At 71.3% G+C, this 24,998-nt stretch carries 19 protein-coding genes; 4 read left to right on the forward strand and 15 right to left on the reverse strand.

Features of this window, described 5'->3' with window-relative positions:
- Positions 1 to 66: 66 nt before the first annotated feature.
- The 9 genes from fadD32 to AYO52_RS06500 all read right to left on the reverse strand — a co-directional run bounded on the left by fadD32 (position 67) and on the right by AYO52_RS06500 (position 13,092).
- Positions 67 to 2,013: a long-chain-fatty-acid--AMP ligase FadD32 gene (fadD32, locus tag AYO52_RS06460; protein WP_067714808.1), complete on the reverse strand. Its 1,947-nt coding sequence runs from the start codon at positions 2,011 to 2,013 to the stop codon at positions 67 to 69.
- 175 nt (positions 2,014 to 2,188) lie between these two features.
- Positions 2,189 to 3,154, reverse strand: a complete 966-nt coding sequence (locus AYO52_RS06465) for a cutinase family protein (protein WP_082923820.1) — start codon at positions 3,152 to 3,154, stop codon at positions 2,189 to 2,191.
- 177 nt (positions 3,155 to 3,331) lie between these two features.
- The gene (locus AYO52_RS06470; RefSeq protein ID WP_067714813.1) at positions 3,332 to 3,826 is read right to left on the reverse strand and encodes a DUF732 domain-containing protein; all 495 of its coding nucleotides are present in this window, start codon (positions 3,824 to 3,826) and stop codon (positions 3,332 to 3,334) included.
- The gene (locus tag AYO52_RS06475) at positions 3,823 to 5,781 is read right to left on the reverse strand and encodes an alpha/beta hydrolase-fold protein (RefSeq protein ID WP_067714816.1); all 1,959 of its coding nucleotides are present in this window, start codon (positions 5,779 to 5,781) and stop codon (positions 3,823 to 3,825) included. The genes AYO52_RS06470 and AYO52_RS06475 overlap by 4 nt, the downstream gene beginning before the upstream one ends.
- A 239-nt stretch (positions 5,782 to 6,020) precedes the next feature.
- Positions 6,021 to 7,154 carry an alpha/beta hydrolase family protein gene (locus tag AYO52_RS06480; RefSeq protein WP_067714819.1) on the reverse strand — a complete coding sequence of 378 codons (1,134 nt, stop codon included), beginning with the start codon at positions 7,152 to 7,154 and terminating at the stop codon, positions 6,021 to 6,023.
- A gap of 195 nt (positions 7,155 to 7,349) precedes the next feature.
- The gene (locus AYO52_RS06485) at positions 7,350 to 9,422 is read right to left on the reverse strand and encodes an arabinosyltransferase (protein ID WP_067714822.1); all 2,073 of its coding nucleotides are present in this window, start codon (positions 9,420 to 9,422) and stop codon (positions 7,350 to 7,352) included.
- Positions 9,423 to 9,438: 16 nt separating this feature from the next.
- On the reverse strand, positions 9,439 to 10,476 hold the full coding sequence (locus AYO52_RS06490; protein WP_067714824.1) for a decaprenyl-phosphate phosphoribosyltransferase: 1,038 nt from the start codon (positions 10,474 to 10,476) through the stop codon (positions 9,439 to 9,441).
- Positions 10,473 to 11,108 (reverse strand): phosphatase PAP2 family protein, encoded by a 636-nt coding sequence (locus tag AYO52_RS06495; protein ID WP_067714827.1) that lies wholly within the window; start codon positions 11,106 to 11,108, stop codon positions 10,473 to 10,475. The genes AYO52_RS06490 and AYO52_RS06495 overlap by 4 nt, the downstream gene beginning before the upstream one ends.
- Positions 11,092 to 13,092: a glycosyltransferase gene (locus tag AYO52_RS06500; protein ID WP_067714830.1), complete on the reverse strand. Its 2,001-nt coding sequence runs from the start codon at positions 13,090 to 13,092 to the stop codon at positions 11,092 to 11,094. Before AYO52_RS06500 ends, AYO52_RS06495 begins: the two co-directional genes overlap by 17 nt.
- Positions 13,093 to 13,266: 174 nt before the next feature.
- On the opposite strand from AYO52_RS06500, the gene AYO52_RS06505 reads away from it, so the two are divergent.
- A complete protein-coding gene (locus AYO52_RS06505) occupies positions 13,267 to 14,004 on the forward strand; it encodes a peptidylprolyl isomerase (RefSeq protein WP_067714833.1) in 738 nt (245 codons plus the stop codon).
- 33 nt (positions 14,005 to 14,037) lie between these two features.
- Here AYO52_RS06505 and AYO52_RS06510 read toward each other — a convergent pair whose 3' ends face one another.
- Positions 14,038 to 15,492, reverse strand: coding sequence for a DUF5129 domain-containing protein (locus AYO52_RS06510; protein WP_067714836.1), 1,455 nt, complete (start codon positions 15,490 to 15,492; stop codon positions 14,038 to 14,040).
- Between the two features lie 64 nt (positions 15,493 to 15,556).
- On the opposite strand from AYO52_RS06510, the gene AYO52_RS06515 reads away from it, so the two are divergent.
- Positions 15,557 to 16,942: a hypothetical protein gene (locus AYO52_RS06515; RefSeq protein ID WP_067715097.1), complete on the forward strand. Its 1,386-nt coding sequence runs from the start codon at positions 15,557 to 15,559 to the stop codon at positions 16,940 to 16,942.
- A 79-nt stretch (positions 16,943 to 17,021) separates the two neighbouring features.
- On the opposite strand, the gene glf is transcribed toward AYO52_RS06515, so the two are convergent.
- The gene (glf, locus tag AYO52_RS06520; protein ID WP_067714839.1) at positions 17,022 to 18,221 is read right to left on the reverse strand and encodes a UDP-galactopyranose mutase; all 1,200 of its coding nucleotides are present in this window, start codon (positions 18,219 to 18,221) and stop codon (positions 17,022 to 17,024) included.
- Between the two features lie 409 nt (positions 18,222 to 18,630).
- Between glf and AYO52_RS06525 the strand changes: the two genes are divergently transcribed.
- Entirely contained in the window at positions 18,631 to 20,778 is a 2,148-nt protein-coding gene (locus tag AYO52_RS06525; protein ID WP_253701933.1) for an N-acetylmuramoyl-L-alanine amidase, read from the forward strand.
- A 180-nt stretch (positions 20,779 to 20,958) separates the two neighbouring features.
- Here AYO52_RS06525 and AYO52_RS06530 read toward each other — a convergent pair whose 3' ends face one another.
- Both AYO52_RS06530 and AYO52_RS06535 read right to left on the reverse strand, forming a co-directional pair.
- Complete coding sequence (locus AYO52_RS06530) at positions 20,959 to 21,792, reverse strand: HAD family hydrolase (protein WP_067714844.1); 834 nt, start codon at positions 21,790 to 21,792, stop codon at positions 20,959 to 20,961.
- A complete protein-coding gene (locus AYO52_RS06535; RefSeq protein WP_067715100.1) occupies positions 21,789 to 22,610 on the reverse strand; it encodes a 1-acyl-sn-glycerol-3-phosphate acyltransferase in 822 nt (273 codons plus the stop codon). The genes AYO52_RS06530 and AYO52_RS06535 overlap by 4 nt, the downstream gene beginning before the upstream one ends.
- Before the next feature lie 62 nt (positions 22,611 to 22,672).
- Here AYO52_RS06535 and AYO52_RS06540 point away from each other — a divergent pair, with 62 nt between their 5' ends.
- A complete protein-coding gene (locus AYO52_RS06540) occupies positions 22,673 to 23,188 on the forward strand; it encodes a PaaI family thioesterase (protein ID WP_067714847.1) in 516 nt (171 codons plus the stop codon).
- A gap of 30 nt (positions 23,189 to 23,218) precedes the next feature.
- On the opposite strand, the gene serS is transcribed toward AYO52_RS06540, so the two are convergent.
- Together serS and AYO52_RS06550 are read right to left on the reverse strand one after the other, a co-directional pair.
- The gene (gene serS, locus AYO52_RS06545) at positions 23,219 to 24,481 is read right to left on the reverse strand and encodes a serine--tRNA ligase (protein WP_067714849.1); all 1,263 of its coding nucleotides are present in this window, start codon (positions 24,479 to 24,481) and stop codon (positions 23,219 to 23,221) included.
- A gap of 60 nt (positions 24,482 to 24,541) precedes the next feature.
- Positions 24,542 to 24,985: an ankyrin repeat domain-containing protein gene (locus AYO52_RS06550; protein WP_067714851.1), complete on the reverse strand. Its 444-nt coding sequence runs from the start codon at positions 24,983 to 24,985 to the stop codon at positions 24,542 to 24,544.
- Between the last annotated feature and the right edge of the window lie 13 nt (positions 24,986 to 24,998).

Genomic DNA, 24,998 nt, shown 5'->3' on the forward strand with positions numbered 1-24,998 from the left:
GTCGTCCGGTGTGTCCCGTCGCGGCGGGGCACCCGTGGTGCTTGAACCGGCCCGGCCGGGCGGACGCTACTGCGCCGGCAGGTCCGGGAAGGCGGTCTGCTGGTGACCCCCGCGCAGGGTGCCGTCCACGTAGGCCGCCTTGCACGCGCGCCGCGCGATCTTGCCGCTGGACGTGCGGGGGATGGATCCGGCGGGGACCAGCAGCACGTCCTGGGCGGTGACGCCGTGACGTGCCGAGATCGCCGTGCGGACCGCGTCCGCGATGGGGCCCGGGTCGGCCTTGCCGGCGCCGGGTGCGCGCTCGCCGACCACGACGAGCGTCTCCGAGGAGTCATCGGCGGCGATCTCCGCGCCGTTACGCGCCTCCATCGGCAGCTGGTTGGCCGGCACCGAGAACGCGGCGACGAATCCGGGGCGCAGCGCATCGGAGGCGCCCTGCGCCGTGTTCTCGAGATCCTGCGGGTAGTGGTTGCGGCCGGCGACGATCACCAGGTCCTTGACGCGGCCGGTGATGTACAGCTGACCGTCCACATAGGCGCCGTAGTCGCCGGTGCGCAGCCATCGAGCGTCGGAGGGCACGGTCCCGAACTCCCGGACCGTGCGGGACCCCTCCTCGAGGCACTCGACGAGCCGGTTGCCGAAGGTGGCGTCCGACTCCTCGGGGCGCCCCCAGTAGGCGCGACCGACGTTGGTCCCGTACAGCCAGATCTCGCCGACGCGCCCTTCGGGCAGCTCCCGCCCGGTGCCGTCGTGCTCACCCGTGGCCTCGTCGATGTTCGCCTCGACGATGGTGGCCCACTGGCTCGGTGCGACGTACCCGCAGGCGACCTGCGGGATCGCGTCCTCATTGCCTTCCACCTGCGCCGGGTCGAGGACGGTCATGACGCCCTTGTTGAGGTCCGACCGGTCCACATGGATGACGATCGCCTCGTCGTCGCGGCGCGGCGAGGAGACGAACAGGGTCGCCTCGGCCATCCCGTAGGACGGCTTGATGACGGTCGGTGCGAGCCCGTAGGGCGCGAAGGCCTCGTTGAAGGCACGCATCGAGGCCGGGGTGACCGGCTCCGAGCCGTTGATGATGCTGGTCACGCCCGACAGGTCGAGGGTCTCGCCGTCCCTCGGCAGCCCTCGGCGTGCGGCGTGCTCGAACGCGAAGTTGGGGGCGGCGGCGAACACCCCGTCGCCGTCCGACATCGCGCCCAGCTGCGAGACCCAGCGACCCGGGCGCTGCACGAACGCGCGGGGGCTCATCACCGTGATGGTGGCCCCGCCCATCGCGGGCAGGATCACCGTCAGCAGGCCCATGTCGTGGAACAGCGGCAGCCAGGTGACCCCGCGGGACGCGCGGGTCAGCCCGAGCCCGTCGAACAGCTGCATGACGTTGGTGACCACGTTGCGGTGGGTGATCTCCACACCGGCCGGCACGCGGGTCGAGCCGGAGGTGTACTGCAGGTAGGCGATGTCGTCGGCGCCGAGATCCGGTCTGGTCCACCCCGAGCCGAGCTCCGCGGGGATGGCGTCGACGGCGACGGTGCGCGGACGCTCGCGCGCCGGCAGGGAGCGGAACAACGTCCGGACTCCGGCCGCGGATTCGGTGGAGGTGAGGATGACCGCGGGCGCGCAGTCCGCCAGGACCGCGTGGAGGCGGTCGTGGTGACCGGGCTCGTCCGGGTCGAACAGGGGCACCGCGATGAGCCCGGCGTGGATGGCCGCGAAGAACGACACGATGTAGTCGAGTCCCTGCGGCGCGAGGATCGCGACCCGGTCCCCCGGCTTCGCGACCTGCTGGAGACGGGCGGCGATGGCGTAGAGCCGATCACCGAACTGCGACCACGAGAGCTCGTGCACCTCGCCGTCGCGGGAGGACGAGTAGTCGATGTAGCGGTAGATCAGCCCGTCCTCGGCAGGATCCTCGCGGGCGGCGGAGACATTGGCTTCGACGAAGTCGACAAGGGTCGTGCGATCAGGGATGACGATCGCCCCACCGGCGTCGTGGTACTGCTCGAACTCCACGTTGCTCCGTTCCGATCCGTCTTACGTTGGTCGACGTCGTCGACCACGGAAATGCCGGGTGCACTGACGACAAGCTTGGTCGATCCTACAGCGTGCCCCAGAGCGCATCCGAACTCCGAATCATCCGGCTCGTCAGGCGTGTCGCAGGCCGAGCCCTCCGGAGGACGTGGACGGGTCACCCGTGGGCGATCTCCGGGGCGGCGTCGACGAGCTCACGCACGTGCCCGATCGTCCACTCCGGGACCGTCGTCCCCTCGATCACGTCCGGATTGGTCGCGTACATGGCGTGGATCGCGTTGTTGGCGACGAACTCCTGGAACCGGGCGGCGCCGTCCACGACGTTGAGCGGGGCGTTGCAGATCAGGTCTCGGGAGTCGCAGATCTGGGCGGTCCTGTCGCCGAGTTCGCCGAAGCCACCCGGGCGGGGCCCGGTCATGGTGGCGCCGGCGATGAGCTGGGTGAGCCCGGTGGCCGGCTGTAGGGAAATCTCCATCCCCTGCCCGTTTCCGGGCGACAACCCCGGCGACTGACCCTGGCCCGGCACGCGGCGGCCGTCGGCGATGAGGACCGATCCCCGGACCAGGTCGGCGGGCACCGGCCCGTTGCCGGTACCGATCTCGCTGGTGAGGTCACCCGCGATCACCGCACCCTGGGAGAAGCCCAGGAGCACGAACGACGTGTACGGGCACCGCTCGTGCGTGGCGGCGAGCTCGGCGCGGGCCCTCTCGGTGCCCTCCGCCCGGCTCTGGTCGTAGGGGATCTCGTTGGGCGCCTGCGGGTTCCTGAACTGGGCCACGTAGGGAACGGTGAACACCTCGAGCCGGTCGTCCGGGTACTGCTCGCTCAGCGGGTCGGTAATCGTCCTCAGCAGGGCGTTGGGCAGGAAACCCGGGTTGTACGGGTCGTCGGTGGGGCTGCTCTCCCAGGTCCCCGGCACGGCGACCATCTCCACGTCCGGACAGTCCGCGGGCTGGGTCAGCTCCGGCTCCCCCGGGCCGGGCAGGGGCCCGTCGGGACCCGTGGGCAGCCCACGATTCCCGATCCACCATCCGATGCCCAGCACCAGCAGGACCACCAGCACGAGTGCCCCCAACGAGCACCCGAGACGACGGCCTCTCCCACGACGCATTCCGCGAGCCACGATACGAACTCCTTCCCGGCCTCCCCGCTCGACTGGGGCGGGTGGCCGACGACCGGTCAACGCCCCGGTGGCGCTGCGGGTTCCGGGAGCACCCGAAGGGTGTCCCGTCTCACCCGGGGGCGACGCGTGCCGGATCCTGACGGGCCCGGCGCCGCGGCGCAGTGTGCAGTGGTCGGACTACGGACAGAGCTGACCCGCCGAGGCGTCCACCACGACGCGGGAGAGCTCGTCGACCTCGCGATCCGAGTACCCACCCGCCGAGATCTGACCGGCGACCGCGTCGGCGATCGTCGTCGTCTCGTCGGCGGCGCCCCCGGTCGTCCGGATGCGGCAGATGGTGTTGCCGGCGGCGACGAGCGAGTCGGAGAGGTCCGCGGTGTCGATGCCCTCGCTCTCCAACGCCGCGAGATACCCGCGCTCCCGTGCGCCGACGGCCGGGGCGGTGTACCCGGAGGCGTCCGGATCGACGGGTGCGGGCGCCTCCGTGTAGCGGCCGGAATCCTCCGTCGCGGGAACGCGCGACACCCCGGGTGATCCGCTGCCGCCCGGGGGCGGGGCCAACGTCTCGGAGTCGGGCACGCCGGAGACCGTCGAGTCCCCTCCGCCGCAGGCGGTGAGCATCCCACCGCCGACGAGCAGCGCGGCGGTCAGCGTCGCCAACCGGGTTCTCACGACGAGATCTCCGCCCGGCCACCGCTCACGGTGATGCGGCCGCCCTCGAACTCCATCTCCTGACCGTCCCTCGTGGTGCGCAGCGGGCCGGTCGGGTAGCCGAGCCGCCCACGTTCGTAGTCGACCGTGCCCCAGGCGTCGAACACCGGCCCACGGGGGATCACGTGGGCCCCGGTGCGCGGGGACCAGTAGATGTACCCGCCCTGGAACCGGCTGAACGCGCCGTCCCGGGTGCTCAGGGCGATCTCGTCGGTGGTCGGGTAACCCAGCTCGGAGTTCTCGGCGCCGGCCTCGCGATAGGTCTCGAGAATCTTGCCCTCGACGACCTTCGGGCCCGTCTCCTCGGACCAGTAGACGGTCCCGCCCTGGAAGCCCTGGACGACACCCGGCTTGTTGGGGTTGGTGATCTCGTCGGTGGTCGGGTAGCCGAGCTCGCCGCGCTCGGCGCCGCGCTCCTGCCACATCGCCCGGATGCCACCGCGGACGGCGTGCGACCCGGTGGTGGGCGACCAGTAGATGACGCCGTTCTGGAAGGTGGAGAACCGGCCGCGGCCGTCCGGGGTGGTGGTCTCGCCCGAGGTCGGCAGCCCGAGCACCCCGTCGGGGCCGCCCTCGGCCTGGTAGGCCGCGCCGATCGCCCCGAGGACCGAGTGGGCCCCGGTCCCCTGCGACCAGAAGGCGCGCCCGAAGCGGAAGTCGGTGGCCTTGCCGCCGCGGACGTCGTACTCGCCGGTCAGACACGGCCCCAGGCCGGGCTGCCGCTCGGCGAGGCGTGCGATGTCGCCCTCCGCCGCGCACGGCTTCTCGACGTTCTCGATGCCCACCGCGGCGGCGAACTGCGGCCATGCCTGGGTCATCTCGAACTGCCAGTACGGCCAGGTGTGCGTGCCGGACGGGCGGAAATTGGCGGTGACCTCGACCCCGGCGGCGCGGGCCCGGTTGACGAAGGTCTGCGTGGTCATCCGGGAGAGCAGCTCGAGGCCGTAGCCGGGGAAGTTGGTCGGGATGTCCGGCAGGCCGGACGGCTGGTCCCAGGGCCCGGTGTTGCCGCTGCCGGCGGAGACGTAGACGCTCTGCCCGCGCATCTTCTCGGTGTGGAGCTTCGGGTCCTGTTCCTGCCAGCGCCGGGACCCGAGCGGGCCCCACATGTTCTCGGCCGGGTAGCCGCCGGCGTCCTGCATCGCCACCTTGACGGCCTCGGGCATCCCGAAGCTGGTGGTGTCGAGGAACCCCGAGTAGCTGGCGGCGAAGTCGAAGTGATCCGGGTAGCGCTGCGACAGCATCATCGCGGCCGTGCCGCCCATGGACAGTCCGGCGACGCCGTGCTTGTCACCCACCCGCCAGTCGCGGGCCAGCAGCGGCGGCAGTTCCTGCATGAGGAACGTCTCCCACTGGTAGGCCGAGCCCTTGGCGTCGGAGACCCAGTCCGTGTAGAAGCTCGACTCGCCACCGACGGGCAGCACGATGACCGCGTTCTTGGCGTCGAAGAACTGCGAGATCTTGGTCTCGAGCGTCCAGCCGCTGGCGTCGTCGCGGGCCCGCAGCCCGTCGAGCAGGAGCAGGGACGGGTAGGTGCGCTCGGGGTCGGCGTTCCACTGGGCCGGGAGCATGAGCTGCACCTGGATCGCCTGTTTCATGGCCGGCGACCGGACCCAGAGCGCCACCCGGTTGGCGGACTTCCACTCGACCTTGTCGAGCCGGACACCGGACGGCGGCGTCGACGGCACGCGCAGGGTAGGCGCCTCGGGCGCAGCGGCGGGACTCTCCGCGAGGGTCGACCGCGCCGGGCCCTCCGCCGGGCTCGTCTGCCCCGGGGTCGGCCGGGACGGCGTCTCCTGTGCCGCCGCGACGGGCGGGAGGACGAGACCGGAACCCACCACGGACGCCACGAGGGGAGCCGCGAGGAGGGACGCCCACCGGTGCCGGGGGCTCGCGTCTGAGCTGGGGGTCGCCATGTGTTGTTCTCTTCCTTGCCGCGTCGTCTCGCCGAATAGTTAGTGGGCGCGCGTCAGAACGACCCGCGCCACATGTATCCGGAGCCCGGGTCCGTGGTGCGCCCGCGGGTTCCCCTCCCGCGGCCGAACCCGGTGGTCAGATGCGACCGGGGCCCCGCACGAGAATCTACGCGCGGGGCCCCGGTGTGACGGGTGAGGACTCGCTGTAGCCAGCCGAATCCGTGCCTATTTCAGTCGATTCAGTACCCGGCCCATGCGAATGCGTTCATCTCGGGAAGGATCTGCGCCGAGCGGGCCGCGATGAGGTCGTCGTTCCAGTAACCCCAGCCGTGGATGCCGGTGGTGCGGTACTCGAACGTGGCCTTGTTCGGCGCGGCGTTCATGGTGTTCTGGAACGCCAGCGTCGAGCCGCGGGACAGGCCCTCGAGGATGATGCCGTTGAACGTGTTGAACACGGCCTGCAGGCTGGAGGGCTGGTCGTACCGGCCCGGGATCGCGGACCCGGCGGTCACGTACATCGGGATGTCGCGCAGCTTGGCGGCGTTGAGCAGCGGGTCGTGCTCGCCCCACTTGGGCGAGCCCGGCAGACCCCACATGGCGAACGGGTCGCACTTGCACTGGTCGAACATCGCCAGCGGGATCATGGTGTACATGCCCGGGGCCGTGGGGTTCATGTAGCCGGAGAACACCGAGACCTGCTTGAACTGATCGGGGTGCTTGGCGGCGAGCATCGCGGCCGCGGAGCCGCCCATCGACAGACCGGCCACGGCGTTGTTGTTCGGGGCCACCCCGAAGTGGGCCTGCAGGTAACCGGGGAGCTCCTCGGTCAGGAACGTCTCATACTTGTATTCGAGCAGGTTGCCGCCCAGGTTGATGGGCCGCTCCCAGTCGGAGTAGAAGGACACCTGGCCGCCGACGGGCATGACCAGGGTGATGTTGTCCTGCAGGAAGATGCGCTGGGCCTGGGCGTCGTGGGTCCACGCGTTCCAGTCGTCACGGGCGCGCAGTCCGTCGAGCAGGTACAGACCGGCGTTGCCGCCGAAGCGGGCCGGCTGGACCTGGACCTTGATGTCCCGCTTCATGGCCGGCGAGTAGACATTGCACAGCTGGACCCAGGAGGCGACCGGGTCCCACTGACAACCGGGACGCAGCCAGTTACGGAAACCCACCGGGTTCTCGTCACCACCGGCCGGCCGGAACGCGGGGGCGGCGGGCGGCGCGGCAGCCGAGCCCGCGGACCCGAGGCTGGCCGACGAGCCCTGCTCGGTCGCCTGGGCGCCGGCCAGGGCCGGGGCGCCGACGACGAGCCCTGCGGCCGTCGCCAGTGCGGTGAGCCCGGCGGCGAACCTGCGCCGGAGGGTGGAGTGGGACATTCGTGTGTTCCTTTGTTCGTTCCTGGTGCCCGGGAGGGCATCGGTGACGTTCATCGGACCGGCCCCACCAGGGGAGGACCGGAACTGCGACATCGAGTTCATCGATACTGTCGCGCACTTTGGGGCAGGTGTTACAGGTCGGGGACCGTTTCGACCCCCGACTGTTACCGTTTCGAGACAACAGCGTGCGCCACACTACCGAGTGCCCTGATACTTCTCCACTTCCTCCGGCATCGGCAGCCCGCACCTCTGGACCTCGTACGCAGGGATTCTGTTGATCCTGTACTCGGCGTATGAGAATGCGTTCACCACGTTGGACCAGCGCCTCTCCAGGGTCAACGGGGCCGTGTAGGACTCGATGAGCGCCTGCGTGGCGGGGCACTGGAGTGCGACCTCGGCCTGGTTCACCCAGTTGACGTCGATCCACCGCGGGAAGTTGACCGGGTCCTCCACGACGCCGGTGCGCGCGAGCACCCAGTCGTACGGCAGGAACTTGTCGTGCCCGATCCGGCCGTCCTCCATGCGGTCCGTGTGCGCGGCCAGCGGCGAGGCGAGCCCGACGGTGTCGTAGACGTCCACGTCGAGCGGCAGGTTCATGCTGGTCATGCCGAGGTTGAGGAACACCACCGTCTTGACGGGCTCCTCCGGCAGCTCGAACGGTGCCAACCCGGGCATTGGTCGGTCGTAGGACACCACGTCCCACCGGTCCTGGAACCCCGGCACCGGGAGGAACACCGCGCCGGTCCGGTTCCGGGTGACGTCGTTCACCAGGGCCCGCATCCGTGGGAAGTCCAGATAGTCCTCGGCGAGCAACGGGTGCCTGTGCCCGGTCCGCTGGATGTAGAACTGGCGCTCGTCGACGATCCCCGCCGACGTGATCGACTCCGGTTCCTCCCGGAACGGGTCCTCGGTGACCTGGACGGTCACCGCCCAGCCGACGACGACGAGCCACGCAGCCGCGATCGCCGGGACCGCCACCCGGCGCACCGAGGCCTCCGCGGACCCGCCGGCGGGACCGACGGGGAGGGGCACCACCGAGACCGGCAGGAGCAGCAGGAACAGGGACGGCAGCAGCACACGGCCGTGCATGAAGTCGCCGCCGACGCGGATGACGTAGAGCAGCATCACCAGTGCCACCACGAGGAACACGATCGTGACGACCGGGGTGGAGCGGGCCCGGCGGCGCAGCCGCGGCAGGCGACCGCCCTCGTCGTCGTCGTGGTCGTCGGCGTCGTGGTCGTCGGCGCCCCCGCCATCGCCGCCACCGTCGTCGCCCCGCGGATCCGCTACCGTCCCTCGGGATCCGCTACCCGAATCCGGGTAGCGGATGCGGAGCGGGAGTAGCGGATTTCCGGGGCGGGGGGCCAGGCGGGCCCAGAGGGCGACCAGCCCCGCGACGAGCACGGCGGCCAGCGGCACCAGCAGGACGTACGGCGACAGCAGGTTCCACAGGTACTCGGCGCCCTTGTCCCACTTCGACCCGCCGGCGTCCTTGGCCACGGCCGTGAGCGGGTACGGCAGCGCGTAGAACGACATCCGCCAGACCTGGTAGACCACCGGGACCGTGCCGGCGAGCACCACCAACCACCCGAGGTGACGCCACGACTGGTGGGCGACGGCCATCAGCGCCAGGAACGCCGCCGCGGCCAGCGCCATCTCGGGGCGCACCAGGGGGCCGAGCCCGGCGAGGAAGGCGATCGCGGCCGTGCCCGGGGCGGGCAGGCCCAACCGTCCCTCACGATGGGGCGCGCGGGCCCACAGCTGCAATCCCAGCCACATGGCGCCGATCCAGCAGATGACCAGGCCCGTCTCGAGACCCGAGGTGGCGAAGTCGCGGGCCGGGGGCAGCATCACGTAGACCAGCACGCCGAACGGCAGCAGCACCATCGGCCCGCCGGCGGGTGCACGGCGGGTGCCGCGGTACATCACACGGGTACCCAGCATCGCGCACACCACCGCGAGCATGCTCAGCGTGAGCGCCACGCCCAGGACGACCAGTTCGAGCCGGTACCCGACGAGCTCGTGGACGCCGTAGATGAGGTACGTCCACAGCGTGGAGGTGTTGGACTCGACCCGCTCCCCCGCGTTGAACACCGGGCCGTTGCCGGCGATGAGGTTGCGGACGGTGCGCAGGACGATGAGGCCGTCGTCGGCGATCCACCGGCGCTGCCAGGCGCCGGCGAAGAAGACCGCCACCACCACCACGACCCCGGTCCAGAAGACCGTCCCGGTGCGCCCGAACCGGCGCGCCGCCGTCACCTGCGACATCGTCCGTCCGCCGGACTCAGGCGATCGACGGGACGATATAGACGCCGATCACGACGGTGAGGACCCACAGCGCCGCGAGGACCTGCAGGACGCGGTCGCCGAGGGCGATGTCCTCGGGCTCGCCGGCCTGCGCGGCGTCGACGTCGACCGCGTAGCGCAGGACGGCGATGGTGAACGGCACGATCGAGATCTGCAGCCAGATCGCCGCCCCGTTCGGCTGCGTCGGGTCGGAGCCGCGGTCGTACGCCCACAGCGCGTAGCAGAGCACGAGCACCGTCGCCGAGAGCGTCCAGACGAACCGCAGGTAGGTGGGGGTGTAGCTCTCCAACGCCTTGCGGATCTTGGCGCCGGTCTTCAGGTGCAGGCTCAGCTCGGCGTAGCGCTTGCCGGCGGCCATGAACAGCGAACCGAACGCCATGACCAGCAGGAACCACTGCGAGATCTCGACCTCGGCGGCCGCGCCACCGGCGACCGCGCGCAGCAGGAAGCCGGAGGAGACGAACGCGATGTCGAGCACCGGCTGGTGCTTGAGCCCGAAGCAGTACATGAGCTGCAGGACGATGTACACGGCCACGACGATCGCCAGGGCCGGGTGCGCCAGCAGCACCGAGATGGCGATCGACGCGATGATGAGCACCACCGCCATGCCGTACGCCAACCCCACGGGCAGGACGCCCGCCGCGATGGGGCGGAATCGCTTGGTCGGGTGGGCGCGGTCGGCCTCGACGTCCAACGCGTCGTTGATGAGGTACACGCTCGAGGCGGCCATGCAGAACGCCACGAACGCGATGAACACCGAGAACAGGACGCTGCCGTCGGTGAGGGTCTGGGACCCGGCCGCCGCGGGCGCGGCGATGACGAGGACGTTCTTGACCCACTGACGCGGCCGGAGCGCCTTGACCATGCCGTCGAGGAGGTTCTTGGGCGGCGCGCCCTTGGCATCCTCCTCCGCCTCGGCGATGTCGTCGATCTCGTTGGCGGTGTGCGGTTCGGCGCCGAGGAGGTGGTGGTCTGCCCCGCCCCGGGTCACCGGCGCTCCGGACTGATCGGTCATCGCTTCTCCTCGCGGTTCTGGGTGACGCCTGGGCCCGCCGCGCCGTCGCGCAGTGTCTCGGGCAGCACGCTCTGGACGGCGGCCGAGGGCCACACAGCGCGGGTGAGCGCAGCGCAGCCCGCGCCGACCGCGGCGCCGGCGAACACATCCGAAGGGTAGTGGACTCCCAGCACCAACCTGGACGCCAGCATGACCGGCACGAGCGCCGGCGCCACCGGGACCCCTGCCACCGACCCCGCGAGCAGCGCGAACGCGGTGGTCGACGTGGCGTGGGACGACGGGAAACTGAGCTTGGAGGGGGTACCGACGCCGACGGTCACCGCGGGGTGGTCCGGTCGCCGCCGACGGATGACGCGCTTGACGACGACGGACGTGGCATGGGCGCCGAAGCTGCCGACGCCGACCATCGCCCACCGACCGCGGCGGGCCGGATCGACGGCCATCCCCGCGGCCGCGACCGCCATCCACCCCAGGGCGTGCTCCCCGACATGCGACAGTGTCACGGCCGCCTCCCGGGAACCGGGCACGGCCAACAGCTGACGCTGGATCGCCGCCAGCAACCGGACCTCGCCGGTCGGTACGGGGATCTCCACGGCGGGATCGGACACCACCGGATCAGGATTCGAAGACACGGCCCCAGGCCTCCTTGGTCACGAGATCGGCGTGGGCGTCGCGGTAGCGGCGGCGCATCTCCGGGAATCGGCGGAACAGCTCACGGTGCACGGCGGCCGACTCCTTGAACAGGGCGGCGGCGAGGTCGCGGTCGCGCTTGCGGTAGACGACCCCGCGACCGTCGGCGGTGGTGACGGTCGCGCCGTCGACCCTGCTGAGCGAGTACCAGCGGGCCTCGATCGGCGGGAAGTTGGCCTGCGGCACCTCGTGGTGCGTCTTGTCGTCCCTGCTCAGGGTGTGGGCAAGGCCCCGCGCCAGCGCCACCGCCTTGCGGACCGGGCCGCGGGGCTCGGAGTGGATGCCGGCCGGGCCACCCGACGGAGCGGGCAGGTCGACGGCCGACGGGATGACCACCGCGTCGGGGAACTCCGCCCGCATCGCGCGCACCTTGGGCAGCGCGGTGGGCAGCAGTTCGTACAGGGCCTCCGGCCCCTTGAGGAAGTCGCGGATGGCCTCGATCTGGATGGCGACCGTCGAGTACTCGAGGCACACCAGGTGCTTGACCAGCGCCTTGAGGCTGGACTGCATGATTCCCCTGTGGTCGCCGTCGTGGTACATCGATGCCACCACCAGGCGGTTGCGGAGGTGGAAATAGGCCTGCCAGTCGATCGCGTCGTCCTTGTCCGACCACGCCATGTGCCAGATCGCCACGCCGGGCATGGTGACGGTGGGGTGTCCGGCCTGCCGGGCGCGCAGCCCGTATTCGGCGTCGTCCCACTTGATGAACAGCGGGAGCGGCTGCCCGATCTTCTCGGCGACCACGCGCGGGATGAGGCACATCCACCAGCCGTTGTAATCCACGTCGATGCGGCGGTGCAGCGGCTTGGGGTTCTCGCGGTCCGTCAACTGGTAGCGCGAGAAGTCGTAGTCGTAGTCCGCGTGCGGGGCGGCGGTCCACATGAAGTCGTGCGCGCCCACCACCTCGCCCATGGTGTGCAGGTGGCTGCGTTCCTGCAGGTTGAGCATCTGCCCGCCGACCAGCATCGGGACGGTGGAGAAGCGTCCGAACGCCAGGGCCCGCAGGATCGAGTCGGGCTCGATCTCGATGTCGTCGTCCATGTACAGGATGTACGGGGAATCGGTCAGCCTGCGCGCCTCGTACATGATGCGGCTGTAGCCGCCCGAGCCGCCGAGGTTGGGCTGGTCGAAGATGTGGAGTCGGTCCCCGAGGAACTCCGCCGCCTCCGCGAACCCGGGCTCGTCGCGGACCTTGCGGTCGCCCTGGTCGGGCATGAGGACGGCGTCGATCACGGCGTCGACCTCGGGATCGGAGGTCAGTGCCCGCAGCGCGGCCACCGCGTCGCCGGGCCGGTTGAACGTGGGGATGCCGACGGTGACCCGCCGGTCGTTGGGCACCTGCACCGCCGGGTCGGGCGTGCCGTCCGGGCGGGCGTCGGGACGCGTGGACGGCGCGTCGACCGAGGAGTACCACCCGCCGGCGAGCAATTCCACGTCCGTGTCGGAGGTGAGGTCGAACCAGATCCAGCCGCCGTCCTCGAACGGGCCCAGGTCGCAGACGAATTCGACCGTCGTCACCTGGTCGGCGCGGCCCGGTTCACCGACGACGTCACCGGTGACAGCGATACGCGAGCCGTCGATCTTGGAGCGGTACAGGTCCACGCGACCGGAACCGCGCACCGTCAACCGGAGGACGACCTCGCCGAGGACGGACCAGCGCCGCCAGTACGCCGCGGCGAACGCGTTGAAGTAGGTGGCGAACGAGACCTCGGAATCGGCCCCGATCCGCAGCGAGGTCCGGGCGGAGGAGTGCGCGCGCCGGACGTTGGTGGGCGCCTCGGCGAGGTAGAGCGAGCGCACGTCGAGCGGCTCACCGGCCCGCGGCAGGATGACGCGTTGGAGGCATTCCCGGCCACGTGGAGCGGAGAGCGCGACGACCGACCGCTCGATCTCGTCGATCAGTTCGTGGTGGCCGTGGTGTTCCATGTGTGCCAGTCCCCGTCCCGACGGCCGGGGGCCGCCCTCATCAGCCTTGCTGCGCCTCGCCCTGCCCGCACGGCGGGCAGGAAAGCCGGGTCGATCGTACCCGTCGGGGCCGTGATGCCCAGTCCAGCACGCGCCGGGGCCCACCCGGGCCGGCGGAAGAAGTAGGTTCGTCCCATGCACCTCACCGGATCCGCCCGCCGCCGCCCGACCGTCCGCACCGCCCTGGGGGTGCTCGCCCTCGCCACGCCCCTCGCGCTCGCCGGGTGTGGCTCCGATGACGCCCCGTCCGACGGCGCGGCGACCACCGGGGCGACCGAGGCGTCGCAGTCCGAGGGCCGCGAGTCCGGCGGCTCCGCCGGGGGCGCGGTCGAGTGCCCGCCCGCCGAGGGCGCAGCGGAGCGCACCACCTCGTTCGACTCGGCCCCGCCGATGTGCCTGACCGGCGGCGTCGACTACTCCGCGGTCATCACCACCGACGCCGGCCCCGTCACCGTGGACCTGCTCGAGGAGAAGGCCCCGGAGACGGTGAACAACTTCGTGTTCCTGGCCCGCAACAAGTACTACGAGGGCATCACGTTCCACCGGGTCATCCCCGGCTTCATGATCCAGGGCGGCGACCCCCAGGGCACCGGCAGCGGCGGCCCGGGATACGAGTTCGCCGACGAGCTGCCCGAGTCCGGCGAGTACGAGATCGGGTCGTTGGCCATGGCCAACGCCGGACCGGACACCAACGGCTCCCAGTTCTTCATCGTCACCGGCGACTCCGGCGTCTCCCTGCCGCCGGACTACAGCCTCTTCGGCACCGTCACCGACGGGATGGACGCCGTCACCGCGATCGAGGACGACGGCAGCCCGCAGGGCCGGCCGCAGACGCTGCACACGATCGAGTCCGTGGAGATCGTCGAGGGCTGAGCCGACCCGGGCCGGGCGGGCGGTGCCGAGGCTCTAGTACCCGCTCGATCCGCCGCCGCCCGAGAACGACGCGTTGGAGTAGCCCGTGTTGGTCGAACTCGCGGATTGCGCCGCCTGCACGTCGTGCGCGTGCCAGCTGGAGACCACGTAGTACGGGACGAAGCCGTTGTAGCCGTAGCCGGCCCGCCAGTCGCGGTCGTACAGCCGGGGCGCGTGGCGGTCGCCCGCGTCCTTCGCCGCCTCGACGTCCGCCATCTCGCGGGCCCGGATCGCCTCCACGACGAGCCGGTAGTCCACGACGAGCCGGGCGTAGCGGCCCATGAAGTCGGGGTCCTGCGTATCCCGGGCCAGCTCGTCGGCGCGGGCGTCCAGGGCCCGGGCCTCGGCGGCCAGTCGCTCGTCCTTCGTCCCCAGCGCCGCGGCGAGCATGTCCTCGTGCAGCTCGCCCAGCTGGCGGCGGCGCACGTCGGCGTCGCCCTGCTCCATGCGGAAGAGCTGGTCGATGTTCTGTTCCGCCGTGATCATCTGGTCGACAGTGGTGTGGGCGGTGTCGATGTCGCCGGCCTTGCCCCGGAACTCGGCGTCCGTCGAGTCGGGCCGCAGGTCCCCGATCCGGCCCATGACCTCATCCAGCGCGAGGAACCGGCCGCGCACGTCCTCCCACTGGGAGCGCAGCTCGTCATCGGCCAACGGGGAGGTGAGCGAGTTGGCGCGGATGTCCAGCCCGCTGAGCTCCCCCGCGACCCGTCCGTATTCGCGGGAGACCCGGTCGTAGCGCTCCCTCGCCGTCGTCGCCTTCTTCTTGCGGCTCGCCGCGACCCCGGCCCCGACCGCGCCGGCGACGACCACCCCCGCCCCGGCGAACGCCCACGGCAGCCACGCCGGCGCGGGCTCGGGCTCCGGCGCCTGCACCGTGGGATCGGCCGCCGCCTGCGCACCCGCCAGCAGCCCGACCGCGTGGTTCTCACGCCGCATCGGGTCCTTCATCGCCTCGAGTGACCCGTCGAGGTGACCGCCCTCGAAGAGGTCGAGCGCGGCGCACACGTCGTCACCGCAGTAGATGCCGACGTCACGCGCCTCCGTGTCGTTGGCCACGATCAGGGTCCCCGGCGCCCACTTCTCCCTGTCCTCCGCCACGAGGTCCGGCCGCTCGGCCTGGGCGAAGCGCTCGGTGGTGTCGTTGAGGTTGTCGCCGTCGTCGTCGAAGACCAGGTACTCGACGCGCGCGACCTGCGGCGGGAACGCGATGCGTCCGGTCTCGGTGCGGAGCAGGTCCTGGTCCCCGGGTGAGAGCACGCCCGCACGGTCGGTGATGCCGACCTCGACCGTCTGCGCCGGGGCCTGCGTCTGCGCCGGGGCCGGCGCGGGGGCGGGGGCCGGCGCCTGCGCGCGGGCCGGCGCGAGCGGGAACAGCAGGAGCAGCAGGGCCGCGACGCCGGCGAGCACCACGAGCAGGCGCAGGGCCGGGGCGGTCGTCGTCCGTGTCATGACCCGAGCCTAGTGCCGCAGGTGGTCGGTGGCGCCCGCGATCGTCGGCGATAGTCTCGACCGGGTGTTCGTCCTGGAAACGCTCATCGCCCTCACCGTCGCCCTGACGACCGCGTTCGGCGGCCTCGTCGCGGAGGACCTCATTACCCGAGACGCCTCGTGCACGATCTCCTCCGTGCCGGACCTGTGGTCCGAGGCCTGCACGTCCCCGTCCCGGCTGGGCTGGTTCATCGGCACCCTCGTCGTGCTCGTCGTGGCGATGGCCCTGCGGGCATGGCTGCTCGCCCACAACGGCACTCTGTACTACCTGCGCCTGCTGCCGGCCGAGAGCGCGGACCGGATGCGCGCCGCGGTGGACGTGGCCAACGCCCGCAGCCTGGGCTTCCGTTCGGCCACCGGGTGGTTCGGGACCGCGAACGAGGTGGTGGACCTGCGCCGCGAGGTCGACCACGTCTCCGACGAGCTCGAGCGGGCGATGAACGACGACGACGACGCGACAGGCTTCGTCCTGGCCCCCAACCTCGCGTTCCCGGCGGCGCTGGCGGTCGGATACGACGTCCTCCTGCGCGAGCGCACCCATCTCGCCGAACTGCCGGTCGAGGCCCGCAGGCGTCGCCTGCCCGGCGGCGACACGGGCGTGCGGACGGTGTACTTCGACGACGGCGACGACATGTGGGCCGAGCGCCGGTGGCGGTCCCGCCGCAGCCAACCCGGAGCCGAACTGTCGATGGTCACCCTTCCCGCCGGGTCGGCGACCGCGGCGCGGGCCGATCGGACCTCCGTGCGGACGGTCTGGCTCTCCCTCCAGCTGGACGGGGGCGGTCCGGTGTCCGAGGTGGACGCGGGGCATCCACTGCGGGAGGCGGCGGACCTCGTCGTCGTCGTCGGCCCCACCGACGGCGGACCCGCCACCGGCACGAACGGTGACCGCACGGGCGACGCCGGCCCGGGAGCAGCCCAGACCCTGGTCCCATGGACGCTCCCCGCCGGACGGTGGTACCCGGGCGCGAGCGGGCGACAGATAGACCGGCGGGCCTTCGCTCGGCTCGTCGAGGAGTTGTCCGGCGCGGTCGAGCAGGTCCTCGACGACTACCCGGAGGCGCAGGTCCTGCTGTCCGGTCGGATGCCACGGAGTGTGGCGTTCGCGCTGGGCTACGTGATCTCCCAGCGCAAGGACGACCGGATCGAGGGCAAGCGCGCGGCCCTCCACCCGACCCGGGCCGACGACACCCGCGCCGAGCGCGCCCAGGCCCTGGCCGAGAACGAGGGGCTGAGCTCGCTGAGCCGCTTCTGGACCTCGGTCACCCCGGTGCTCGAGCACCTCGGCGAGGCCAAGCCCACGCTGGTGCACATCGCCCAGCGCGACGCGGTCGTGCGTGGGCTCGTCGCCCCGGCCGGCCGCACCACCGCCGAATCCGCTACCCCGACTGGGGATCCGCTATCCCGATAGGAGTAGCGGATCCCGATTCCGAGTAGCGGATCCTGGGGGTGAGGCACGCGGTGCGGGCCCGGCGCCGCGGCGAGCAGGCTCAGCCCTCGAGCGCGGCGCCGTCCCGCAGGTGCGGCGCCAGGGTGTTGTCGAACATCGTCAGCGCCGAGGCGATGGCCATGTGCATGTCGAGGTACTGGTAGGTGCCCAGGCGTCCGCCGAACAGCACCTTGTTGGCGGCGGTCTCGGCCTTGGCCCGCTCGCGGTAGGCGGCCAGCCGCTCGCGGTCGGTGGACTCGTTGATCGGGTAGTACGGCTCGTCGTCGCGCTCGGCGAAGCGGCTGTACTCGCGCATGATCACCGTTTTGTCGGTGGGGTAGTTCTTGCGCTCGGGGTGGAAGTGGCGGAACTCGTGGATGCGGGTGTAGTCGTATTCCGCGTCGTTGTAGTTCATCACCGGGGTGCCCTGGAAGTCGCCGGTGGGCAGGACCTCGGTCTCGAAGTCCAGGGTTCGCCAGCCCAGCTCGCCGTCGGCGTAGTCGAAGTACCGGTCCAGCGGGCCGGTGTAGACCACCGGCGCGTCGGGGCTGGCGGCGCGCACGGCCTCGCGGACGTCGAACCAGTCGGTGTCGAGCACCACGTCGATCTTGTCGTCCGCGGCCATGTTCTCCAGCCAGGCGGTGTAGCCGTCGACGGGCAGGCCCTCGTGGGTGTCGTTGAAGTAGCGGTTGTCGAACGTGTACCGCACGGGCAGGCGGGTGATGTTGCCGGCGGGCAGGTTCTTGGGGTCGGTCTGCCACTGCTTGGCCGTGTAATCCTTGATGAACGCCTCGTACAGCGGGCGGCCGATCAGGGAGATGGCCTTCTCCTCGAAGTTCGCCGCGTTCTCGGCGGAGAACTCGGCGGCCTGCTCGGCGATGAGCGCGCGAGCCTCGTCGGGCGAGTAGTAGCGGCCGAAGAACTGGTTGATCAGGCCCAGGCCCATGGGGAACTGGTACGCCGTGCCCTTGTGCATGGCGAACACGCGGTGCTGGTAGCCGGTGAAGTCGGTGAAGCGGTTGACGTACTCCCACACCCGCTCGTTGGAGGTGTGGAACAGGTGCGCGCCGTACTTGTGGATCTCGATGCCGGTCTCCGGCTCGGGCTCGGAGTAGGCGTTACCGCCGATGTGGTGGCGCCGATCGAGCACCAAGACGCGCTTGCCGAGTTCGGTCGCCGCCCGCTCGGCGACGGTCAGGCCGTAGAAGCCCGACCCCACCACGATGAGGTCGTAGGTGTCCCACTGCCGTTCGCCTGCCATAACCGTCGGGCCTTTCCGTAGTACGTCGCCGCGGTGTCAGCCGGGTAGTGCGTCCGCCGGCCGCTCGCCTGACCGCGCGCCGGTCGGCGCGGGTGCGGGTCCCAGGGTATCCGGCGGGTCGGGGGTGGGTTCAGGGCACGCCGACGACGACGAGGTGGACGATTTCTCGAGACGACCGCGGTGACCCACGGTGCAGGTGGGGCGTCGGTGCCGTCGTACGCCGGTTCGAAACTACATCCCTGTAGTCCCAATATTCACGTCTTTATCACTTGGTTTCACGAGTTTCTTGGATAACATTGACCCCGTTCGTCACATTCGTCCCAGTGGTCGCGCTCCGGTGCGGCCTCCGGGCAGTTGTGCCCCGCAGGTGAGCAGCTTCGGGACACAGACATCTGATCTGGAGAAGCCCTTGAGAACACGACGCCGCCCCCTGTACGTCAGTGGTCGACGCCGGACCCTCGCCCTGGCGGTGGCGGTCGCGGCGTCCGTCGTCACGCCCCTCGCCGTCTACGGGGCGGACCAGGTCGTCCAGTCCGGCGACGACATCGCCACCACCGCGGGCAGCGCCCTGCCCACCGCCGAGACCGAGGTCCCGCTGGCCGAGGCACCTCCGGCCGTCGGCGTGGAGACCGACATCGCCTCCGGAGGCACCACGGTCCGCCAGGTCACCTCCGACACACCGTTCTCGATGGCTGGCGTCACCTGGAAGGGTCACAACCCGGCCGCCGTCGCCACCCTGCGCGCCCAGAACCCCGACGGCACGTGGGGCCCCTGGTACGAGGCCGAGTCCACCGACGGCAAGGGCGAGAGCGTCACCGGCACCGGCGGCACCGAGCCCGTCTACCTGGGGACCGACACCACCGCCGTCCAGATCACACTCTCCGGGATCGACCTCGCCGACACCTCGCTGGCCGACGCGCCCGAGGTCACCGTCCCCGACGACGAGGCCGCCCCGGCTCCCGCGGAGCCCGCCGAGGACGTCGCGCCCGCCGCTGATCCCGGCGCCGCTGACGCGGACGTCGCGGCCACCCGCGCGGCCGGACCCGCCGCCCCCCGGACCTCTGCTCCCGCCGCGCCCGCCGGCCCGACGTCCGAGCCGGCCCGGCCGGCCGCCGACGGTACCCCGCCGGTTCCGACCCGGTACGCGGACATCAAGCCCGTCGCCGAGACCTCGGGCCTCCACGCCGGCTCGGGCAGCACCGATTCGATCGAACCCGCCTCGGTCAAGGCCGTCCTGCTCTCCCCCGACGACACCCCGACGCCCGATCCCGAGGCGTTCGCCGACATCACCGCCTCCGGCGGCAGCGGCACGCACGGGGACATCGCGGCCAGGCAGCCGTCGATCATCTCCCGCTCCGGCTGGGGCGCCGACGAGTCGATCCGCTGCCGCAGCGCGAGCTACGACCCCACCCTCGCCGCGGCGGTCGTGCACCACACGGCGGGCAGCAACAACTACTCCCGCGAGGGGTCGGCCAGCGTCATGCGCGGCATCTACACGTACCACGCACGCACGCTCGGCTGGTGCGACGTCGGATACAACGTGCTGGTCGACAAGTACGGCCAGGCCTTCGAGGGCCGCCACGGAGGACTCAGCCGCAACGTCCAGGGCGCCCACGCCGGCGGCTTCAACGGCAACACCTGGGGCATCTCGATGATGGGCGACTACTCGACCGTCTCCCCGTCCGACGCCACGATCCGCAAGGTCGGCGAGATCATCGGCTGGCGCCTGTCGGTCGCGGGCGTCGACCCCAAGGGCTCCGACACCCACTACTCCGAGGGCACCTCGTACACCAAGTACTCGTACGGCACCGCCGTGCGCCTGCCGAACATCTTCGCCCACCGCGACGTCGGCCTCACCACCTGCCCGGGCAACTCCGGGTACGCCAAGATGGGCCAGATCCGCGACATCGCGGCCTCCTACGCCAAGAGCGGCGGGGGCGGCGCCCCGGCCCCGACCCAGCCGAGCCCCAGCCCGGGCACGGGCGGTGGCACCGGTGGCGGCGGTGGCACGGGAGGTGGCACCGGTAGTGCGGATCTCCCGTCGGTCATCACCCAGAGAAGCGTCCAGGAGGCCGTGAACTCCGCATTGCGGACAGTCCTCACCGGCGGCAAGCTCGATCCCGCGACCCTGACCCGGATCCTCACCGGCGGCAAGTCGCTGTCGGACATCCCGCTCGACGCGGGGTCGGTGCAGGACGCCATCGGCCTCGACGCGGGCTCGGCGCAGAACCTACTCAGCCGCGACTTCTCCGGCCTCGCCCAGAAGCTGTCCGGCCCGCTCGGCAAGGCACTGTCCGGAGTCCAGCGCTTCGGCGACGTCTCCCTGGTCAAGCACGAGAACGGCGCGCTGTACTCCTCCCCCGAGACGGGCACGCACCCCGTGTGGGGCGTGATCGGTGACGCGTGGGCCGCCCAGGGCTTCGAGCACGGTCCGCTCGGACTGCCGGTCTCCGCGGAGGCCGAGCGCGCCGACGGAACGGTCGCCCAGCGGTTCGTCGGCGGCACGCTGGTCTACGACCCGGCGACGCGGGAGCTCACGGTCGAACCGAACCCCTGATCCTCGGCCGGCGCCGCCCGATCACCGGGCGCGCGCCGGCCGACCACATCGTGCGGACCGGGTCCCACCAGGTGTGCACCCCTCCTCCACCCGGGGCGGCGTGCACACCGGGGAAGTGGTGGGGACCGGTCCGCATCCCATTTCGACCCATTTCGACAGGGCCCCGGTCGGGTCAGGCGCTCAGCCCCACCAACGCCGTAGGACGTGCGCGATCCCGGCTTCGTCGTTGGTGAGCGTGACCTCGTCGGCGGCCGCGTGCACGGAGGGGATCGCGTTGCCCATCGCGACCCCGTGATCGGCCCAGCGCAGCATCTCCAGATCGTTGGGCATGTCGCCGAACGCGACGGTGACCGGAACCGCGTCGGACGGGACGGCCGCGCCGGCCGCCGTCCCCGCCGCGATCCGGGACAGCCCACTCGCCTTGGTCACACCGCGGGCCGCGAACTCGATCAGCCCGTCGGTGGTCGAGTAGGTGAGATCCGCCAGGTGGTCCACCTCCCCGCGCAGTGCCGCCACCATGTCGGCGCTCGGCATACCGGGGACCCGGGCGAGCAGTTTGAGCACCGGCTCGGAGAGGACCTCGTCGTGACCCACCTCGAGGTGCGCGGGATGGATCCAGGCGTGTTCGTAGTCCGGGCTGGCCACGAAATCGGCATCCGCGGCGTCGGCGCCCAGGCGCTCGGCCGCGATCCCGCTGCCGGGCAGCAGCCTGCGCAGCACCTCGTCGATCGCGGCGAGCGTTTCGGGATCGAGAAGACTGGTGGCCAGGAACTCGCCACTGTCGGTGTCCATGATGACGGCGCCGTTGGCGCAGACCGCCAGGGGCGCGACGGGCAACTGGTCGACCACCTGGGGCAGCCAGCGTGGCGGGCGTCCGGTGGCCAGGACGAACGTGGCCCCGTCCGAGACGAGGTCCGCCACGACGGCCCGGTTCGCGGCCGGGACGAGGTGATCGTTGTCGATCAGGGTCCCGTCGACGTCGGAGGCGACGAGCAGCGGTCGGGAACGGGTCACGGAGCGTCCGGGCCCGCCGGTCCCTCCGGCTCGTCACCGGCACCGGCATCCGGGTCGACCGCATTCCGGGCACGGCGACGCATGCGTTCCGCGTGCTCGGCCTCGTCCAGGGCGGTGGCCTCCTCCAGCGTGGGAGCGGAACCACCGAGGCGGGCGGGCACCCAGTTCGCGCCGGCCGGGTAGGCGCCGTAGCGCTCCGCGTACTCCTGTTGGAGGCGCTCCAGGGTGGCCTGGATGCGGGAGCGCAGCTCCTCGGTGCACTCTTCGACGGGCTCGTAGGCCCGCATCGGCTCGCCGACCTCCATCATGATCGGCACCTTGGGGCGCAGGAGCTTCTTGGGCAGGCCCTTGGTCCACACCCGCTGCGATCCCCACAGGGTCACGGTGATGATGGGGACGTCGGCCGCCAGTGCCATCCGCACCGCACCCGACTTGAAGCCCTTGACCTCGAAGCTGCGGCTGATGGTGGCCTCGGGGAACACACCGACCAGCTCGCCGGCCCGGAGACGGGCGACGGCCTCGTCGAAGGACGCCTTGCCCGCCGTCCGGTCGACGGGGATGTGCTTGAGCTCGCGCATGATCGGCCCGGACACCTTGTGGTCGAACACCTCGACCTTGGCCATGTAGCGGATGAACCGCTTGTGCACGCGCGCCGGGATGCCGCCGTAGACGAAGTCGAGGTATCCGGTGTGGTTCATCACCACCACCGCTCCACCGACCTCGGGGAAGTTGCGCTCCCCGCGAATCGTGAGGTCCAGGCCCTGGACCTTGAACATTGTGCGGGCGAACCCGATGATCCCCGTATAGAGCAGCTCCACGGCCACCAGCGTAGCCGCCCGCACCGACACGGGTGCCCGCCCCTGCCGGTAGGTTCGGCGGGGTGGATGACGCCCCCTTCGATTCGGTCGACCCGGTGGCACGCAGCCGCCACTACTCCTGGCCGGCCCTGCCAGATGCTGCCGCGCCCGGCGCGCACGCGGGTCTGGAGGCACTGCGCCTCATCATCGACGGCGAGCGACACCTCTCCCCCGGCGCACACACGCTCGGCGTCCGCTTGTCCGCGGCCGAGGTGGGCGCGGTGACCATGACGGCCGAGCCCGCGGAGTGGGCACTGAACAACGGCGGGACGGTCCACGGCGGGATCGTCTCCGGGTGGGTGGACACGGCGCTCGGCTACGCGACGGCGACGGTCGTGGAGGAGGGCGTCGGCTACAGCACCCTCGACCTCACCGTGCGGTACATCCGGGCGCTCCGGTTGGAGCGCACGCCCGCCACGATCCGCGCGGAGGTCGAGCACGCGGGCCGGTCGACGTGCGTGGTGCAGGTCCGGGTCACCGACACCGACGGCCGCACGTGCGCCAGCGCGAGCGGCGTGATGATGCTGTTCCGCCCGTGACCCGGGCGGCGGCCCGCGAGGCGCCCGGGGTCAGCGGATCGGCTCGAGCACGTCCTTGCCGACGAACGGCCGCAGCGCCTCCGGCACCACGACGGAGCCGTCGGCCTGCTGGTGGTTCTCGAGGATCGCCACCAGCCACCGCGTCGTGGCGAGGGTGCCGTTGAGGGTGGCGGCGGTCTGCGTCCGACCCTCGTCATCGCGGTACCGCACACCCAGGCGGCGGGCCTGGAACGTCGTGCAGTTGGAGGTCGAGGTGAGCTCGCGATAGGTGCCCTGGGTGGGGACCCACGCCTCGCAGTCGTACTTCCGGGCCGCCGAGGAACCGAGATCGCCACCCGCGATGTCGATGACGCGGTACGGCAGACCCATCGCCCCGAGCATCTCCTTCTCGAACCCCAGTAGACGCTTGTGCTCGGCGTGGGCCTCCTCGGGCTTGCACCACGAGAACATCTCCACCTTGTCGAACTGGTGGACGCGGATGATGCCGCGGGTGTCCTTGCCGTGGCTCCCGGCCTCGCGGCGGAAGCAGGAGGACCAACCGCAGTACCGCTTCGGCCCGTCCGACAGGTCGAGGATCTCGCCCTGGTGGTACCCCGCGAGCGCGACCTCGGACGTGCCGACCAGGTAGAGGTCGTCGGCGTCGAGCTTGTAGACCTCGTCGGCGTGCGCGCCGAGGAACCCGGTGCCCTGCATGATCTCCGGTCGCACCAGGACGGGCGGGATCATCATCGTGAAGCCGTTGGCGGTGGCCTTCTGCGCCGCCAGCTGCAGCATGCCCAGCTGCAGCAGTGCGCCGTAGCCGGTGAGGAAGTAGAAGCGCGCGCCGGAGACCTTGGCACCGCGCTCCATGTCGAGCAGCCCCAGGCTCTCGCCGAGCTCGAGGTGGTCCTTCGGTTCGAAGTCGAAGGTCGGGATCTCGCCGACGCGCTCGATCTCCACGAAGTCGTCCTCGCCGCCGGCGGGCGTGCCCTGCTCGACGACGTTGGACAGGAGCCGCTGGAGTCGCTCGACCTCCGCCGCGGCGGTCTTCTCGGCCTCCTCGGCGTCCTTGACCGCCTGCTTCAGCGCGCCGGCGGCCTCGAGCAGCGCGGGCCGCTCGTCGGGCGAGGCCTGGCCGACCTTCTTGCCGTGGGCCTTCTGCTCGGCGCGGGCACCGTCCGCGGCCGCGATCGAGGACCTGCGGGCCTCGTCGGCGGTGAGGAGCTGGTCGACCAGCGACGGGTCCTCACCACGGGTGCGCTGGGAGTCGCGGACGACGTCGGGGTTCTCGCGGAGCAGCTTGAAATCGATCACGCACCTCAGCCTAGCGGCCCCACCCGACCGGCCCGAGCCGCGACCGTGACCGCGGATGGATCAGACGCCGAACAACTCGAGGAAGGCGTCCTTCTCGAACATCCGCGCGGTGTCGACCGCGGTGGGCGTCCCGCCGTAGGGGTCCGCACCGGCCTCGAAGAGCGCGCGGACGACCTCGCCGTATCCCTTGAACACCGCTCCCGCCAGCGGCGTCTGGCCCCGGTCGTTGGCGCGGTCCACCTCGGCGCCGCGCTGGAGCAGGGCGCGGACGGTGTCCGGGTGCCCGTTGTAGGCGGCGAGCATCAGCAGGGCGTCGCCCCGCTCGTTGGTGAGGTCCGGGCTCACCCCGGCGTCGACATACGCCGCGAGCCGCTCGGTCTCGCCGTCGCGGGCCAGCTGGAACAGCATCTGCGCGAACTCGAGGACCTCCGGGTCCACCCCGTCCCGCGGCGAGCGCACGTCGCCGTCCGCACCGGCCGGCTCGTCGTGGTTCTGTCCGCTCATGCAGAGGATCCTA

It is taken from the genome of Dietzia sp. 111N12-1, from assembly GCF_001658045.1.
Lineage (GTDB): Bacteria > Actinomycetota > Actinomycetes > Mycobacteriales > Mycobacteriaceae > Dietzia > Dietzia kunjamensis.

Excerpts from the sequence above, each read along its gene's own strand:
- AYO52_RS06475 (WP_067714816.1), bottom strand. The coding sequence starts at position 5,781 with ATGGCGACCCCCAGCTCAGACGCGAGCCCCCGGCACCGGTGGGCGTCC.
- AYO52_RS06480 (WP_067714819.1), bottom strand. The coding sequence starts at position 7,154 with ATGTCCCACTCCACCCTCCGGCGCAGGTTCGCCGCCGGGCTCACCGCA.
- AYO52_RS06485 (WP_067714822.1), bottom strand. The coding sequence starts at position 9,422 with ATGTCGCAGGTGACGGCGGCGCGCCGGTTCGGGCGCACCGGGACGGTC.
- AYO52_RS06490 (WP_067714824.1), bottom strand. The coding sequence starts at position 10,476 with ATGACCGATCAGTCCGGAGCGCCGGTGACCCGGGGCGGGGCAGACCAC.
- AYO52_RS06500 (WP_067714830.1), bottom strand. The coding sequence starts at position 13,092 with ATGGAACACCACGGCCACCACGAACTGATCGACGAGATCGAGCGGTCG.
- AYO52_RS06505 (WP_067714833.1), top strand. The coding sequence starts at position 13,267 with ATGCACCTCACCGGATCCGCCCGCCGCCGCCCGACCGTCCGCACCGCC.
- AYO52_RS06510 (WP_067714836.1), bottom strand. The coding sequence starts at position 15,492 with ATGACACGGACGACGACCGCCCCGGCCCTGCGCCTGCTCGTGGTGCTC.
- glf (WP_067714839.1), bottom strand. The coding sequence starts at position 18,221 with ATGGCAGGCGAACGGCAGTGGGACACCTACGACCTCATCGTGGTGGGG.
- AYO52_RS06550 (WP_067714851.1), bottom strand. The coding sequence starts at position 24,985 with ATGAGCGGACAGAACCACGACGAGCCGGCCGGTGCGGACGGCGACGTG.